Annotated in this window: 12 protein-coding genes; 3 read left to right on the top strand and 9 right to left on the bottom strand. The window is 46.8% G+C overall.

What is annotated here, in order from left to right:
• Window positions 1–70: 70 nt before the first annotated feature.
• Entirely contained in the window at window positions 71–2,221 is a 2,151-nt protein-coding gene (locus ACFVTB_RS07945; protein WP_387747209.1) for a discoidin domain-containing protein, read from the top strand.
• Window positions 2,222–2,371: 150 nt separating this feature from the next.
• Here ACFVTB_RS07945 and ACFVTB_RS07940 read toward each other — a convergent pair whose 3' ends face one another.
• The 3 genes from ACFVTB_RS07940 to ACFVTB_RS07930 all read right to left on the bottom strand — a co-directional run bounded on the left by ACFVTB_RS07940 (window position 2,372) and on the right by ACFVTB_RS07930 (window position 4,161).
• Window positions 2,372–3,025: a glycosyltransferase gene (locus tag ACFVTB_RS07940; protein ID WP_387747207.1), complete on the bottom strand. Its 654-nt coding sequence runs from the start codon at window positions 3,023–3,025 to the stop codon at window positions 2,372–2,374.
• Between the two features lie 111 nt (window positions 3,026–3,136).
• Window positions 3,137–3,673 (bottom strand): hypothetical protein, encoded by a 537-nt coding sequence (locus ACFVTB_RS07935; RefSeq protein WP_387747205.1) that lies wholly within the window; start codon window positions 3,671–3,673, stop codon window positions 3,137–3,139.
• A 38-nt stretch (window positions 3,674–3,711) separates the two neighbouring features.
• Window positions 3,712–4,161, bottom strand: a complete 450-nt coding sequence (locus ACFVTB_RS07930; protein WP_387747203.1) for a hypothetical protein — start codon at window positions 4,159–4,161, stop codon at window positions 3,712–3,714.
• A 645-nt stretch (window positions 4,162–4,806) separates the two neighbouring features.
• Between ACFVTB_RS07930 and ACFVTB_RS07925 the strand changes: the two genes are divergently transcribed.
• The gene (locus ACFVTB_RS07925) at window positions 4,807–7,806 is read left to right on the top strand and encodes an amidase family protein (protein ID WP_387747201.1); all 3,000 of its coding nucleotides are present in this window, start codon (window positions 4,807–4,809) and stop codon (window positions 7,804–7,806) included.
• Between the two features lie 141 nt (window positions 7,807–7,947).
• The gene (locus ACFVTB_RS07920) at window positions 7,948–8,490 is read left to right on the top strand and encodes a TetR/AcrR family transcriptional regulator (RefSeq protein WP_387747199.1); all 543 of its coding nucleotides are present in this window, start codon (window positions 7,948–7,950) and stop codon (window positions 8,488–8,490) included.
• Between the two features lie 52 nt (window positions 8,491–8,542).
• On the opposite strand, the gene ACFVTB_RS07915 is transcribed toward ACFVTB_RS07920, so the two are convergent.
• The 6 genes from ACFVTB_RS07915 to ACFVTB_RS07890 form a co-directional block, all read right to left on the bottom strand.
• A complete protein-coding gene (locus tag ACFVTB_RS07915; protein ID WP_387747197.1) occupies window positions 8,543–9,865 on the bottom strand; it encodes an NtaA/DmoA family FMN-dependent monooxygenase in 1,323 nt (440 codons plus the stop codon).
• Window positions 9,866–9,896: 31 nt separating this feature from the next.
• Window positions 9,897–10,916: an LLM class flavin-dependent oxidoreductase gene (locus ACFVTB_RS07910; RefSeq protein ID WP_387747195.1), complete on the bottom strand. Its 1,020-nt coding sequence runs from the start codon at window positions 10,914–10,916 to the stop codon at window positions 9,897–9,899.
• Window positions 10,917–10,978: 62 nt separating this feature from the next.
• A complete protein-coding gene (locus ACFVTB_RS07905) occupies window positions 10,979–11,395 on the bottom strand; it encodes a MarR family winged helix-turn-helix transcriptional regulator (RefSeq protein WP_387747193.1) in 417 nt (138 codons plus the stop codon).
• 274 nt (window positions 11,396–11,669) lie between these two features.
• Complete coding sequence (locus ACFVTB_RS07900; RefSeq protein ID WP_387747191.1) at window positions 11,670–13,967, bottom strand: S-layer homology domain-containing protein; 2,298 nt, start codon at window positions 13,965–13,967, stop codon at window positions 11,670–11,672.
• A 123-nt stretch (window positions 13,968–14,090) separates the two neighbouring features.
• Complete coding sequence (locus tag ACFVTB_RS07895) at window positions 14,091–14,594, bottom strand: DUF3600 domain-containing protein (RefSeq protein ID WP_387747189.1); 504 nt, start codon at window positions 14,592–14,594, stop codon at window positions 14,091–14,093.
• A complete protein-coding gene (locus ACFVTB_RS07890; RefSeq protein WP_387747187.1) occupies window positions 14,584–15,147 on the bottom strand; it encodes a sigma-70 family RNA polymerase sigma factor in 564 nt (187 codons plus the stop codon). The genes ACFVTB_RS07895 and ACFVTB_RS07890 overlap by 11 nt, the downstream gene beginning before the upstream one ends.
• Between the last annotated feature and the right edge of the window lie 168 nt (window positions 15,148–15,315).

Raw genomic sequence — 15,315 nt, 5'->3', positions numbered from 1 at the left:
GGGGATGCATTCGCAGGCAGTATGCATGCATTCCCGTTTCCCATACAAAAATGATTAAGGGAGGAAATTTATGATGAAGCAGCAGTTGAAAAAAGCCGTCTCCATTGGCTTGCTGTCCGCAATGACTCTCATACTAGGAGCGGTTGCGCCAGCCCCGGGGCAAAGCGTAAACGCAGCGGGCACGACGTATCAGTATCAGGTAACCCCGGCCCCTGAATGGGATTATGTATTTAATAAAACGAATCACGGGGGAGACGGTTTCCAATGGGTTCCTTTCGGTATTCAAAACCGTCAAGGCCAAGGAACTGTGTCGACGAAATCGGCGATTTTGTTTAACGATTCCTATATGAACGGCAGTTTTATTTACGGAAGCTCTCTAGGACAATACACGGGCCATACCGCCAACAGCAATGAAATCGACTGGATCTGGGGGACAGACGGTCAAAAGCAAGATTTTAGCCCAATGTGGGGAATTGAAAAAGGGGAGAGCGGCTACTCGGGCACGGTCGCCTGGAACCTTGTCAGCGGCTACGGCATGAGCGGAATTCGGAATACGACGGACACGCATGATACGGACTACCGGAAAATGTGGGTTTCCGATCATAATCCGACAGTCAGCGAAAGCTACCTTATTTTCGATGCGTACGCGACCAAAAACTTGGGCCAAATGTACATTTGGAATTTCAATGAAACTGACAATACAACCAAGGGCTTGAAGAACATTAAGGTCTTCACGTCCACAGACGGCGTATCCTATACGGAATTCACAGGCAGCGGTTATCCGTATCAAATTCCGCAAGCAAGCGGAACAGCGCCTGGGTCCTACAACAAGATGATTGATTTGAATGCCACTGCGGCCCGCTATGTGAAAATTACGTATAATCCCGTCTCCAACGACGGCAACTGGGGCTTCTCCGATATGTACGGCCTTAGCGCGGTTCGGATTTACGACAGCTTAGGCAATAAACTCGTTTTATCGGCTAAGGCAGGGTCAACTGCTACGAGAGTGGCATACCCGAACAATCAAAGCTGGAATTTGTCGTCGATTTCGCTCGGCAACTATGTCTATTTCATTCTTCATGGCGCTGACGGCTGCTGTACGCCTTACAAAGCTAATACGACTCAGCTTATGAGATATACGATCGTCAATGGCGAAATCGATTTGAACTCGCTCAAAGCAATTGACGGCTTGCCTTTAGCCTACTATCCGGACATTCCAAGCGGATTCTCGCCTAATGCCGACGACGCAAGAATGGGCAATCAGTATCGGGTTAAACAGTTTGAGAACTTAAGCTATTGGGAAGATGACGACGGCTACGTCTATGCTCTTGGCGCCGATGAGACATTCACTTATGGCTCTTGGAACGAGTATTCCAAATTGCTGCTTTCAAGGGTTCCTAAGAACAGCTTTGAAGATTTTAACGCAAGGGAATATTGGAACGGAACAGCTTGGACGCCATTATATGAAACCGCTTCCAATTTAAAGGATATTTACGGCAATGATGTGGGACCTGTCGGCAATATGCCTACATTATTTAAAGCGCAAGGCGGCCAGTTAGATGGCAAATATGTTCTCGTCTATATGGAAGGCGTGGATGGGGATTCCTTCTTCCGAGTAGCCGATCACCCTTCTGGACCATGGAGCGATAAGCATCTTTTATACGCTCGTAATGGAAACGAGCATCTGTATAACACCGGAGCCGTTCCGTTTATTTCGAATAACGGAGAGTTTTACTTCTATGTGATCAAGGATGAAAGCTCGATGAAGTTCTTCAAGTATTCCGAGGTTTTGAACGGTCAAAGTGCGAACTTGGCGTTAAACAAAACGGCTAGGGCGGATAGTACATGTGTGCCTTCTGAAACCGCAGCTCAAGCCGTAGACGGCAGCGTCAATAATAACAGCAAATGGTGCTCCAAATCCAACGACCGTTGGTTGGAGGTTGACCTAGGCTCCGCTCAGCAAGTGAACCGGTTTGTGATCAAGCATGCATCGGAAGGCGGAGAGAGCGGCGCTTATAATACGAAAGCGTACCAAATCCAAGTCAGCAATGACGGGTCCAATTGGGTAACGGTGGTCAACGTAAACAACAATACGTACGGCTCTACAGTAAATAGCATATCCAGCGTATCGGCACGATACGTCAGATTGAATGTTACGACGCCTACGCAAAACGCAGATCCAGCTGCAAGGATCTATGAGTTCGAGGTTTACGGGCCGTAAAGACGGTGGCAATAGGGGATAGTAAAGATGAATGATCTGCGGCAGAACGGTCCACCGCACACTGGGTTACAGCATTTAAAGCATCAATAACAAAGAGGGGCGGCTTCGTGCCGCCCCTCTTTCTTTCGCTACCTGACAACCGTCGCTGGCCTAAAATTGATTCGGAAACTGCTTGACGATACCTTCTGTCAGGATATCGGCAAAATGGATCATATGGACCTCATTTTTGTCCGTTGTATCAATACTCGCTTGCCAGTCCCCCTTGAGACGAGCAAGAACGATATCCGTTATGTACTGAAGGTGCGCATACAACATGTCCTGCAGCTCTTTAAACGACCAGTTCGGATTCGCATCGCTTAAAAACTTGGCGATCTCATCAGCGTTTTTATGCCAATCCGCCTCGAACTTTTTCACATCCGCCTGATTGTTTGTTTTGGCGGCCTCAATAATTTTCCCTGCGAGCACAATATGTTCTTTCAATAGCTCGGCCAGCTTATTGCCAGCCGCTTCCCCATAATAGGGCTTAATCGCATTGCCGATGTCCTGTTGGTTTTGCAGAAGGCGATTCAATACATACTTCTGATCCTGGCTATCCGATAACGCACTGACAATGTAATTTCTCGTCCAGATCGTGTGGTCGATCCAAGCCTTCTCCAATTCGCTTTTCAACTGCACCACTTTCGGACTTACACAAACCGGACCGCCATTCTCCATCACCTTTGCTTGCATCGACGCTTCTGCCGGATTCACATTAGAAACAACCGCAACAGTTACTAGCAACGCCAACAGCCACTTGTGCTTCATATTCATCAACCCCTCTGTTTGCTTGGAATAAAATAGGCGGTCTTATTATGTTTGATTTATCCGATTTTATACAGAGGGGGTTGATGCGATATTTTAACCTTTAGCTGCTTTTCAGATGTTATCTGGATGAACGCCATTTGGTTCATAGTCATTCATGCGAAGAAGGATATACTCCACTTCCTCAAGTGGCATTTGCATTTGTTGGCTGACCTCATAAAGTCCCACATTTTGCATAAGAAGTTCTCTAGCTTTATTCATCTTGCCGTTCAGCCAATTATTTTCCACCATCCAGCTTTTTAAATCGGCTAGAAATTGATCCTGTGCTTTCTGATCTGCATGTTTTTTATATTTTGCAATAGACTCCGTCATATAATTGTAGAGGTAAGTACCCAAGGCTTCGCGTTGTTCATTTTTAGACATTCGTAGATACTGCTCATGGAGAATGCTGATGTCTAAATCGAGAACATGATCCCGATTATCGAAGCGTCTGAATGTTTTGCGACCGTAGCTTTCGGGCAACACCCGGAATACGACACTAATGTCGTACGGATACGACCATTCTTCGGCTAGTTGCTCTAACGGCAGCAGCTCGTCTCTCAACTGGCCGACACATGTACCATGGGTGTCTAACAAAAAAGTTAGATTCATTAATGCCTCCTTACACTGCACATCCAAAGAGCTTCAGACTACGTATTGTTAATTTGAAATTCATACCTCTCAAATTGGTTGCTGAGATACTCTTCGTACGGTACCCACTCGAAATCGCTCCAGATCGTCAGGTTTGTCAGTTCCGATAGTTTATTTACAGCTTGCTCCGGGCTTGTAAGGCTGATGAAGCCGTTAAGCTTATCCTTATTCTGGATATCCAGTGTTTGGTGCAAATAGTCCTCATTCTGACATTCTTCTTGGAATCCGTAATCATCCCTCGTCCACGGCTCGCAGAAGGTTTTCTCCGCTTGAATGTCTCCATGCTGAAACAGCGACAATTCAAAAATCTCCTCATTCATGTAACCGCCGGTCATTACCGGTTCCTCGGTGAGCAGGGACAGCGCTTTTCCGAACCTCTTCACCGTACCCCATACAAAATAACTGTGGAGCACACTGATCCAATTCTCATTGCTTTTGCTAATGTACATGACTACTTTGGTCTCATGGTCCGCGTTTCCCGACTCCGTAACATCCGTATCCGACTCGTCTTGAGTAGACTCACCTAGTACTTTAGCATTCTCCTCGCTTAGCTTCCTGAGCGCGGCGATGGTCTTTTCAACGTTTTTCTACTTGATATGCAAATTGGCAAATGCTCTTCCCACAAGTGGCCTCCAATCGATTAGATTAGGCTAAAAATCGACCCTATTTATGTATTTAATTACCATTATAACAGTCGTTCATCTTGCGTCTTCCTACTTTTCTCCTGTTTATTGCTTATACAGCCGTATATCGATAATGAACATTTTCGGCGTAGATGTTCATTAATATAATTTTTAGTCTTGATTGTTAATTGACAGTTGCTCTTAATCTCTATACTATTTTTCGTGTAAGGATATATAACGTTAATATCAAAAATATCAAAGGAGGTAGAAATTTTTTAATATTTTATGTGATTATATTTAACATTACAGATGGGTTTATTATCGAAATTACTAGAATTAGCAAGTAAACATGACATGAACTCATCATCTAACGGTATTTTAACCAAAGCACACCGTAACAGTGATTGGGTTTCCATCATCGAGAAGTAATCATAAATTCGCTGTTATTTCGAATAAAGGATGGTGTTCATATTGAAGAAACGCAGCCGCAACCTTAAAATCCTCGTCGCTACTTTGATTCCTGCGTTGTTGTTTGGTTCTGTAAACCTACAACCTGTTTCCGCTCAGATTCCATCGACTTTCATCGACAAATGGACGGTTAACGACACTACCGCCCCTCCTGTCCTGGACACTGGGAGCGTTAAAAGCACTAGCAATGCACTCATGGGATATGGCGGAATTCGTGTACACATTGCCGGGTCCAAGAACCGAATGGATGGCGCCCTGTTGCGCGGGTTTGGCCTAACCTTCGATGGAATCGACACATTCACCAGTACTCGCTCTGTCGTCATCGATGGCGTCGCTGTGAAGCGGAATCTCAAACTCAACCAAGCCAGCAACTGGGGTCGCTTCTTCGACACTTTCACTAACACCACCAAACAAACGATCCAGGTTGACGTGGCATTCGGCGGTCAACTCGGCTACAACACCGGAAAAAACCAGAGCGCAGTCGCTTCCACATCGAGCGGTGACACTCTTATCAATAATGAAGATAGCTGGGTATCCTTCTACACGCCCTCGGAAGGAACGGGATCGGCGAGCAATAATGGACCGTCGGCTACCACAATCGGCACGGCCGGCTTCGACGGCAGTCTTGACAGGACGGGCAACTTTCTGAGAAATCCCTTCGCTAACAAGCTTGCCGAGTCTGGCGATGAGGCTAACCATTACGGATTTGTGTACAAGCTCGTAATCCCTCCTAATCAAACTCGGTCGTTGGCCCATTTTGTAGTGACTGGCCTTTCAGAGGTGAAAGCCCCTTCGAAGGACGAACCTGTGCCGGCGGCTAGATCTCAGGTTTCCTTAGTGGAAGCAACCGTTGCGGAGTTGGCTAAATCCCCTGAGTTCAGCGGCCTATCGACGAGAGAGATATGCTCACTAGCAAACTACAACCCTCTTGCAGTGCCTGGATTCTCTGCGAGTGAATGCGGGGCTGCCAATCAATCGCCGCTGCCAGGAGCCGCGTCGAATCCGGTAGTAACGCCAAGTATAGAAACAACCTCTCTATACGATGTGAACGGAAAGACGATCACGGAGATGCTGTCGGACATGAAGACAGGAAAAACGACCGCCCAACAGATCACTAAAGCCTACCTGGACCGCATCGCGGCCTATGATCAAGGTCCATTAGGTCTCAACTCCGTAATCACGGTCGCATCAGACGCAATGAAGCAAGCGCGTGAAGCCGACGAAGCCCGATCTAAAGGCGACAAACGACCGCTTCTAGGTATCCCGATCCTGGTCAAGGACATTATCGACACCAAGGACATGCCAACAACCGGCGGTTCCAAACTGTTTAAGGATTATACACCGACCAAGGATGCTTGGCAGGTAGCGAAGCTTCGCGAGGCTGGAGCCATTATCTTAGGCAAGGCAAATCTAGCCGAGTTTGCGTTTGACGGTCACTTTAGTAAAAGCTATTTCGGCCCTGTGTGGAACGCGTTTGATCCGTCACGGAGTCCGATCGGGTCAAGTGGAGGTTCAGCAGTTGCAGTAGCATCTAATTTCGCGGCAGCCGCACTAGGCACGCAAACCGGAGACTCTCTATGGGGACCTTCCGGGGCAGCCAGCTTGGTATCGTTGAGAGGTACCGACGGCATGCAGAGCACGGATGGCACCATGCCTCTCACGGTCGTTCAAGACTATACCGGTCTAATTGCACGTTCGCTCTCGGACTTGGCTCTTCTTCTGGAAGCAACGGCAGTTGGTTCGCCTAATGACCCGCTGGACGATGTTGCAGATGGGCACCGCCCTTCGAACTGGTCCTCTTATCTCCAAGCGGATTCTCTCAAAGGGAAGGTTATCGGGGTTCCAGCCAGCGCATTTAACGATCCATTCGGTACGACGGGTACTAGCGACGCCTTGCGCGCACAGTTTAAACACTTTGTCGCAGCAGGAGCAACGATCAAAGAAATCAGCGATCCGCCGGCCGCACCTGCTCGTACATTTGCTGGAGACACCTACTACGAGGGCTGGCGCCAATGGATTGAGTCCCACCCGGATAATCCTTATAAGAAAGTCGAGGAAATTATCAGTTCCACATACACGGGCAGTGGTCCAATGACCAAAGAAGCACTCAAGGCATTCCAGGATTACCGTGCCAACTATCGAAATCTCCTGGAGAACTGGATGGATGATCAAGGCGCGGATGTCGTGCTCTTCCCTACCGAATTGAGTGACATTCACCTCAATGACTCGATCCAGCCAAGCTTCGGCCGGCGTGACCCGCAGTCGTCTGCATCCGGGGTTCCTACTGTGATTTTCCCGGCTGGAGTTAACGACCACGGTCAACCAATCGGCTTCCAGCTTCAGGGCAAGGCGTTCTCTGATGCAGATCTGCTGGGCTATGCCTACGCTTTTGAGCTTCGAGCAAATGGACACGTAGAAACGACTATCACACCGCGACTTGGCCTGTCTACCTCTGTTGCGGCACTTACTGATATAAAAGGAAACTGGGCAGCTCAATATATTAGCGATCTCGTCGCAAAAGGGGTAATGAAGGGAACTTCCGCAGACAAGTTCTCTCCGAATTCAAAGGTTACAAGGGGAATGTTTGTAACGATTCTCGGTCAACTTGAAAAGATAGGAACCGCAGACCGCGTTACTGGTTTCAAAGACGTGAATGAGAAATCCTATTACGCACCATATATCAAGTGGGCGACGAACGCAGGCATTGTAAACGGTATGGGCAACGGCAAGTTTGATCCCAACCATGAGTTAAGCCGGCAGGACGCCGCCGTCATCCTCAATAAATATCTGAAACACAAAGGTCTCTTGCCTGCTACGACGACGGGAGACACTGTATTTACCGATGCGGCCAAGGTTTCTCCTTATGCTAGGGAAGCAGTGACACACATGCAGGGAATGGGAATTATGAATGGCAAGGCAAACGGTCTCTTCGCCCCTGCTGACGGCATTCTTCGCAGCGAAGTTACAAAAATGATTACCGTGGTGATGGACCTCAGCGTTTAGAAAATTGCTTTCCACATTCATGCTTTAAACCCATAGACTAAACACTATGAAAATAGTTATAGTCTATGGGTTATTTATTTTGGAATTGAGCGGATAATATAATAAGAGTGAGATATCGACCGGAAGTTAGGTGAAGACTAGATGACTAATGTAGATCGAAGAATACCCAAAACACAGGAAGCCTTACAAACAGCCGTTCTTCAGCTAATGACTGAGAAGAGCTTTGAAAAGATCACGATTCAAGACTTATCAGACAAAGCAAACGTAAGCCGAGGAACGTTCTATCTGCATTACCGAGATAAATATGATTTACTGGACAAACTAATTGATACTCATATTGAAGAACTCCGCGAAAGGTGCAAGGGAGTTGCTAATTTAGATTTTCCATCGGCTATACTGACTTGGACAGAATACTTCAATCAACACTATTCCTTTTTTTCGTTGATGTTGGCGAGCAAGGGAGCAACTTATTTCAAAAATCAATTCTACAATCTTCTTGTCGAGGAGTTTAGCGATAAGTTCAATACTTCCGAAGGTAAAAATAAAGATTTTAATACCGATTTAATCATAAGTTTTTTGGCATCTGCTTATGCCGGGGTAGTTGAATGGTGGTTCACGAATGAGAGGCCTGTTACTCATCAAGCATTAGCTGAACAATTGGGAGGATTACTAGAACGAATATGAAATAAACTAAACGGAATGCTAGGTTGCAGAGGTCTGCAACCCGTCCGCTGTTTTATATGCCTCCAGTACGTCCGTATTTATACGGGACGCCCATGTGCTCGCGTAATGTCGCTCCTTCGTATTCTTGATGGAACAACCCCCGCTTCTGCAGAATGGGTACCACTTCATCCACGAATACGGCTACACCGTCAAAGCTAACGTCCGGTTGAATGGCAAAGCCGTCACAAGCATCAGCCAAAAACCACTCCTCCATAAAATCCGCAACCTGTTCCGGCGTGCCGGCAATAACAGGATGATAATTGATTACGCCATGCGCCAAAATATCGCGAACAGTCAGACCTTTTAATGCAAGCTGCAGTACTCTTTCCGAACGGGGGTCCTGTGTAATATGGGCATGACGCAGCAGTTCTCCGGGTATAGGCTGATCAATGTCTCTATAGGATAGCGGAATGCCGATCATAGCGCCTAAATAAGATACTCTTCCTTCCAAATCGGCGAGATACTGATCCAACTGCTTACGGCGGTTCAGCGCTTCCCGCTCCGTTGATGCGATTGACGGAATTATTCCAGGAAAGACCTTAATATCGTCAGGATTCCGCCCAAACCTCTGCACTCTGCTTCGCACCATTTGCCGGTAGGCTTTCGCCCCCGGAATATCGTAAGGATTCGCATATACCCCTGATGCATATTTCCCTGCAAGGTCCAGTCCCTCGTTGCCACCGCCGGCCTGAAAAATAACAGGCTGCCCTTGTTCAGACGGCGGGATCGGCAATGGACCCCGCGATGACATATACTTCCCGCCGAGGTGGATTGGCTTGATCTTATCCATATTGGCATAGATGCCGCTTGTCTGATCTAGAACTAGCGCATCCTCTCCCCAGCTTCCCCATAGCGCTTCCACTATCTGAATAAACTCGTGAGCACGCTCGTACCTTTCCCGGCGGTCTGGCACCTCTTCTCCAAAGTTCAAAGCTGCCAGAGCGGTCGAGGTTGTCACAGCATTCCATCCTGCCCGACCATGGCTCAATATATCCAGCGCTTTTAATTGACGCGCGACATTATAAGGATGGTTGAATGTTGTGGATACGGTAGCCACGAGCCCAATCCTTTCTGTAGCACGTGCTATGGCAGTCAGTGCCAACAGAGGTTCCAACGGATAAGTCGGCGGCTGAAAGCTTAAATCTGCGCTCAGAACGGGGGCGTCTGCAATAAAGACCATTTGGATTTTTCCGCGTTCGGCTATTCTAGCAAATTCAACATACAGATCCATATCCGTCAGCGCTGCCGGGTCAGCACCCGGCATTCTCCACGCTCCTTGATCCACACCGTATCCAGCGCCCATTTGCATAACCAGTTGCATTTGTCTGTTATTCATTAGCTCACCTTTTCTTCATTTATTGCTTTTTTTAATGGAGGAATTCAGAAGCCAACAGCCGATAGGCCTTATGGCGGGCCGCTTGATCCGTATAGTATTCGAGCAGCATGAATTCATCGACCATTGCTTGTTCCGCCAATGCTTCCAACCGCTGCTTTACGCTGTTTATGCCCCCGATGATAAACTTGTCTTTATTTTGGGCTCTAGCCTCCGCTTCAGCAGGCGTGTAATGATGCCGGCTCGCTTCTTCCAGCGTAGGAAAGGTCGTGCCCAGATTGCCTGTATTCAGCCTTGCCCAGAACAACTCAACGGGACCCGCCAAGTATTGTGCTTCTTCATCCGTCTCGGCCGTTATCAATATTGTGGAAAAAATGCTTTTAGGCTCGGATGCATACCGCGAAGGCTTGGAATTTTCTTTATAGGCGCGAAGGACAGGAATAGCCAGATGCGGCGCCAAATGGGAAGCGAACACAAAGCCGAGCCCCTTCTCAATTGCGAATTGTACGCCTCCGTTACTAGACCCGAGCATATAGATATCGGGTATGCTTGTGATACCCGGGAACGGTATGATACGGCTGTAAGGATGATCGGAAGGAAAATCTTTCGAGAAAAAGCCAAGCATTTCATTCAGCTGTTCAGGAAAGTTATAAGAAGTAACAGCCTCCCGCGAACGCCTTAGCGCATAAGCGGTGAGTCCGTCGGTTCCCGGAGCTCTGCCTATGCCAAGGTCCAGCCGGCCCGGATACATCGCCTCCAGCGTTAAGAAGTTCTCCGCGACCCGTAAAGGGCTATGATTCGGCAGCATAATGCCGCCTGAACCTACGCGTATATTTTTCGTATTCGCCGCTGCGTGGGCACTCATTAATTCTGGAGAGGTACTCACTTGAAAGGGCGTGTTATGGTGCTCGGCAAACCAGTATCGGGTATATCCCAAGTCATCCGCCAGCTTGGCAAGGGATATAGAATCTTGCATCGTTTCAGAGGCGGTCTTTCCGTTCATGATGGTGCCGATATCCAAAATGGACAATTTAATCGTATTCGAGCTTTTCATTAGTACAATTCCCTCCGCCATATATATTTAGCCTGCTAAATATCTAGTTAAAAAAAGGGGAATCACGAAAGATTCTCCTCAATCTGACTCAACAGCCTGCTGAGCAACAAACGATCCTCCGGTAGAAAGCCACGCAGTAATTTGTCTTGCTCATCTCTCCATATTTTCCGTATAGGCTCTTGAATTTCTTTACCCTGCTCGGTTAAATACACTCGGCTTACTCTAGCATCCGCTGGATCACGCTGCCTGTACACATAATTATTTCTCTCTAAAGTATTTAGCATGTTGGTAACGGTTGAAGGCTCGCATTTCAAGTGCTCGCAAAGCTGTAATTGCGTGACGCCTTCTCCCTTCCATAGACGGCACAGTAGATTATCCTGACCTACGTGCAGATTAAATTCTCTAAGCGCATTGGAGTAATCTCTGCGCATTCGCGCCCCGATTTTATCCAGCTTCTCTCTAATCTCATCCTCAATCATTAAATCGCCACCTCGCGATTAATTAGCCTGCTAAATAATAGGATTGTAACACATTAACATACTGTGCAACAAGGCACCCAGGCACCCGCATGGCTGTTGCCTCCGTCTCGAAGATCCGTTCTCGAAAGAGGCGTTGTCTCGTTATTTTCAAAAATAAAGGCGTATGAGTAATATCTACCCATACGCCCATGCCTGTACTATTTATCGGGCTCAAACTAAAATCAGTGCGCTTTCCCTCACTTCAAGTCATGCACTGATTTCGGTTTTGAGCCATTTATTGTTCAAATAATATTTTAAGACTTGAATCTAATTCTAATGCATGCAGTATTATTGTAAGAGCTTCTGCTCGAGTAGCATTGGATTGCGGTGCAAAGCGATCCGTTGACTGACCCTTTACTAGTCCCATTGTAGCAGCAGCCGTAATCTGATCTTTATTCCAGATCCCATCGATGTCTTTGAAAATATCCTGACTAGGATTTGTCTTGAGAACAACTAATTTAGAAATAATTGAAATCATTTCAGCTCTAGTAATTGGTCTGTCGGGTTTAAATGTTCCATCTGGGTAACCGGAGATAACACCATTAGAGGACAATGCTATAATCGATTCTTCAGCCCAATGACCTTTCACATCTAATAATTCAGTAGAAGTGGAATCCGTCAAACCAAACACTCTATAAATGATAGCAGCAAACTCTCCGCGAGTAATACTGTCATTAGGCCGGAATGAACCATCCTCGTATCCTTTTACAACTCCAAGCTTAGTAAATAGCTTAATCGTTTTATTTGCCCAGTGAGAATCCGCGTCTTTAAAATTTATAACCAATCCCTTGCTGTCTTCTAACTTCTTAGTGAGTTCTGAGATAACCTTTGCAGTATTAACAACCGTAGTGAATATTGGAGAAGCACTAGCTGGAGGCTCTACTACAGTAATGACTTTACTACCGTGAATTTGAGTTCCATCCGTCGAAGTAGCTACTACGGTTACAGTCCCATTAGCAACACCTTTCAACAAACCAGAAGGACTAATCGTAGCTATGCCCGTACCTGGCTTTACAGACCAAACCACAAGACTATTGGTCGCTGATTTGGGTAGTACTACTGCAACTAAACTAAGCGTGCTCCCTTTGTAAACGGAATCTGTCACTGAATTTATAGTCACACTCGTTACTGCAATTGCAGGAGTAGAGTTAGAACTATTATTACCATTTGAACTAGCTGGGTTGGTAATAGTTAGATTAATATAATCCGAGATTGCTGAATCACCTGAATACGTTGCTTGTACTTTTACAGTGCCTGACTGCAGTGCTGTGATCACCCCATTGTGAATGGCAACTTTGGAGGGGTCATCAGCTGTCCAAGTAACTAGAGAAGTCACATCTTGAGTAGTGGCGTCACTCATAGCAGCAGTAGCTGCTACAGCGAGCGTATCCCCAACTTGCATTGTTCCGGTATGCTTGTCTAAAGACATCCCAATTACTGTTGGAGGAGTACTTGCAAGCGTCGTAAAGCTAATATTATTTCCGTAACTTGTCCCTACGCTATTTGTAGCAAATGCACGAACGTGATAGGTTGTTTCTGTTGTAAGCCCAGTCAGATTCGATGTGTATTTCCCTGTCTTACCAGCAACGATAACCTTCGTATCCGCCACTGTTGGATTACTGCTCGTCGAATAAACAATCCCGCGTTCGGTTACCGCCGCACCGCCGTCGTCCGTTACATCCCCGCCTACGTCTGCCGAGGTTGAAGTAACATTCGTTACTGGATCCGTCGATACCGTCGCAGCATCAAAAGGAGCGTTGACGAGCACTCCTGCCGTACTGCCTATGCTATTTAATGTTAATGAGGCATCCGTGTTGCCATAGGAATTTTTAATCGTACCTCCATTGAGAACTAACGCTCCGACAGTTATACCGTTCGAGTCGGAATCACCTCTTTGAACCGTGTAACGAAAACTCAGCGCGCTGCCTCCCGAACCGGAAACATAACTGGCCCTAACCACCTTCATTCCGATCACTAGTGAAATAGTTGGTGTACCATTCGTCGTATCCACATAGATTGCCTGATCAAAATTCACCGTGAAGGCAAGATCTTGCCCCGACGAGTAAGTCCCATCCGCTGGCACACTTACAGAAGTAACCTGCGGTGCAGATGGCACAGCATCCGTGGTTGTCGTTACAATAGCACTTCTATCGTTTGCTGCACTAATAGCCGTTACATAGAAAGAATAGGTCGTGTTAGGATTCAGACCTCCGACGGTTGCTGTAGGAGTTGCAACCCAAGCAGCCCAACCTCCGTTAGAATACCATATCTGATAGCCAGTGTTCTGATCGACACCTACTACCGGATCCCACTCTAACGTTATTGATGTATGTGTAACACCAGTAACCTGCACATTCTGCGGAGCAGGTAACGGACCAGCCGCCGACGCTGTCGGAACTAATGGAAAGTTGAATAAGCCAAATACAATAGCAATGCTTAGTACTACAGCTAACATTTTGGCGTACTTATTGTTAATCTGCTTGTACAATTCATTCACCTCTAATTCAAAATTATTAATCGTATAATCACGCATCCCATTCGAAATCATCCCTTAATATACCATTATAGCATTTGTGCAATCTAGGCAACTAAAGTTTGTTTGAACCACAAAAAACAGGGACCCATTCCAAATCGGATGGGTCCCTGCTGCATTTTGTTACGGCTTGGCGGTTCCTTGTATCTTCTCGAAGTATGGAGCCAGCTTGGAGGCGAGCTGCTCAAACTGCTGCTGCTCTTCTTTAGTCAGCTTCTCCTCATGTTTAACTCCTTTATCATCGGTGATCTTGAGCTTTAACTGCACTACCTGCTTAGTTAGCTCCATGTACTCCTTAAATTCGTCTTCCGTGAGCTTGCCTTTTGCTGCCTGAAGCATTTCATCAATTTCTTCATAGTCTTCCTGTGTGCCACCTTGCTGTTCAATAGTCGCAGCAGAACCGAAAATATCATCGGCCAGATAGGAAGCAGCAAATACGGCTGACGGAATCAGAATGGCTATTGCGACAATACCTGCCAACATGCGTTTTTTCATGGAAAATCCACCTCTCTTTTCGTTTACATAGTGTTGATACGACTGTCGGACACGACCATACAAATCGGGCGGGCAGTGCATTGAATCTGCCGCCTGTTGTAGTTCTTCACGCAATTCCTTGTCAATGGACATACGCGTCTCCTCCCGTCATTTCGAAACATTTTCGGAGTTCTTTCAGTGCCAAATGATGTCTCGATTTCACTGTGCCAACGGGGATCTGCAGCATGTCTGCGATCTCTTCCAGAGCATAGTCGTGAAAATAGCGCAGGACGACGACCACACGCAGTTTGTACGACAACTGGCGGACATGAGTGAACAAATCATGCTGCATTTCAGACTGCAGGACTGCTTTGTCCGTCCACTCGAACTGTTCACAGGTCATCTGGCGGTTTCGTTCAAATAGACGAATCCGCCGCCAGGCCTTTCTTTTCCAATCTTGAACCTGGCGTACTGTGATCCCGTGCAGCCAATACCGTAACGGCCGGTTCCGGTCATACGTGTGAAACGACCTCCACATGCGCATATAAACTTCATTCACGATATCCTCAATATCCTGTTTGTTGTAGATGAGAAAAGCAACCGTCCGATAGACGTCTTGATGAGTCGCCTGATAGACAAGCTCAAAGGCGGACTCGTCGCCCAACGTTGCTTTTTCAAGCCACGGTAGTAACTCTTTATCATTCATGGGGGCCCCTCCCTAACGTGTTACAATCCTTAATTCGCTCTCGCTATGAAAAAGGTTCAGTAAGAGAATAACCTTTTTTGACGTCATTGGCTTGATTACCATAAACAAAACCCGCCGGAAAGAGTTCGACTCTTAACCGGCGGGTTCGTTTATACTTTGCTATTTACA

Source organism: Paenibacillus sp. NPDC058071, from assembly GCF_042885235.1.
Classification (GTDB): Bacteria; Bacillota; Bacilli; order Paenibacillales; family Paenibacillaceae; genus Pristimantibacillus.
The sequence above is the reverse complement of the archived record's forward strand: the minus strand, read 5'-3'. Positions and strand labels throughout refer to the sequence as shown.

Bases quoted from the DNA above. Each gene is read 5' to 3' on its own strand.
- ACFVTB_RS07915 (WP_387747197.1), bottom strand. From the start codon at position 9,865: ATGAATAACAGACAAATGCAACTGGTTATGCAAATGGGCGCTGGATAC.
- ACFVTB_RS07910 (WP_387747195.1), bottom strand. From the start codon at position 10,916: ATGAAAAGCTCGAATACGATTAAATTGTCCATTTTGGATATCGGCACC.
- ACFVTB_RS07900 (WP_387747191.1), bottom strand. From the start codon at position 13,967: ATGCGTGATTATACGATTAATAATTTTGAATTAGAGGTGAATGAATTG.
- ACFVTB_RS07940 (WP_387747207.1), bottom strand. From the start codon at position 3,025: ATGAAGCACAAGTGGCTGTTGGCGTTGCTAGTAACTGTTGCGGTTGTT.
- ACFVTB_RS07945 (WP_387747209.1), top strand. From the start codon at position 71: ATGATGAAGCAGCAGTTGAAAAAAGCCGTCTCCATTGGCTTGCTGTCC.
- ACFVTB_RS07895 (WP_387747189.1), bottom strand. From the start codon at position 14,594: ATGTCCATTGACAAGGAATTGCGTGAAGAACTACAACAGGCGGCAGAT.
- ACFVTB_RS07930 (WP_387747203.1), bottom strand. From the start codon at position 4,161: ATGTACATTAGCAAAAGCAATGAGAATTGGATCAGTGTGCTCCACAGT.
- ACFVTB_RS07905 (WP_387747193.1), bottom strand. From the start codon at position 11,395: ATGATTGAGGATGAGATTAGAGAGAAGCTGGATAAAATCGGGGCGCGA.
- ACFVTB_RS07935 (WP_387747205.1), bottom strand. From the start codon at position 3,673: ATGAATCTAACTTTTTTGTTAGACACCCATGGTACATGTGTCGGCCAG.
- ACFVTB_RS07920 (WP_387747199.1), top strand. From the start codon at position 7,948: ATGACTAATGTAGATCGAAGAATACCCAAAACACAGGAAGCCTTACAA.
- ACFVTB_RS07890 (WP_387747187.1), bottom strand. From the start codon at position 15,147: ATGAATGATAAAGAGTTACTACCGTGGCTTGAAAAAGCAACGTTGGGC.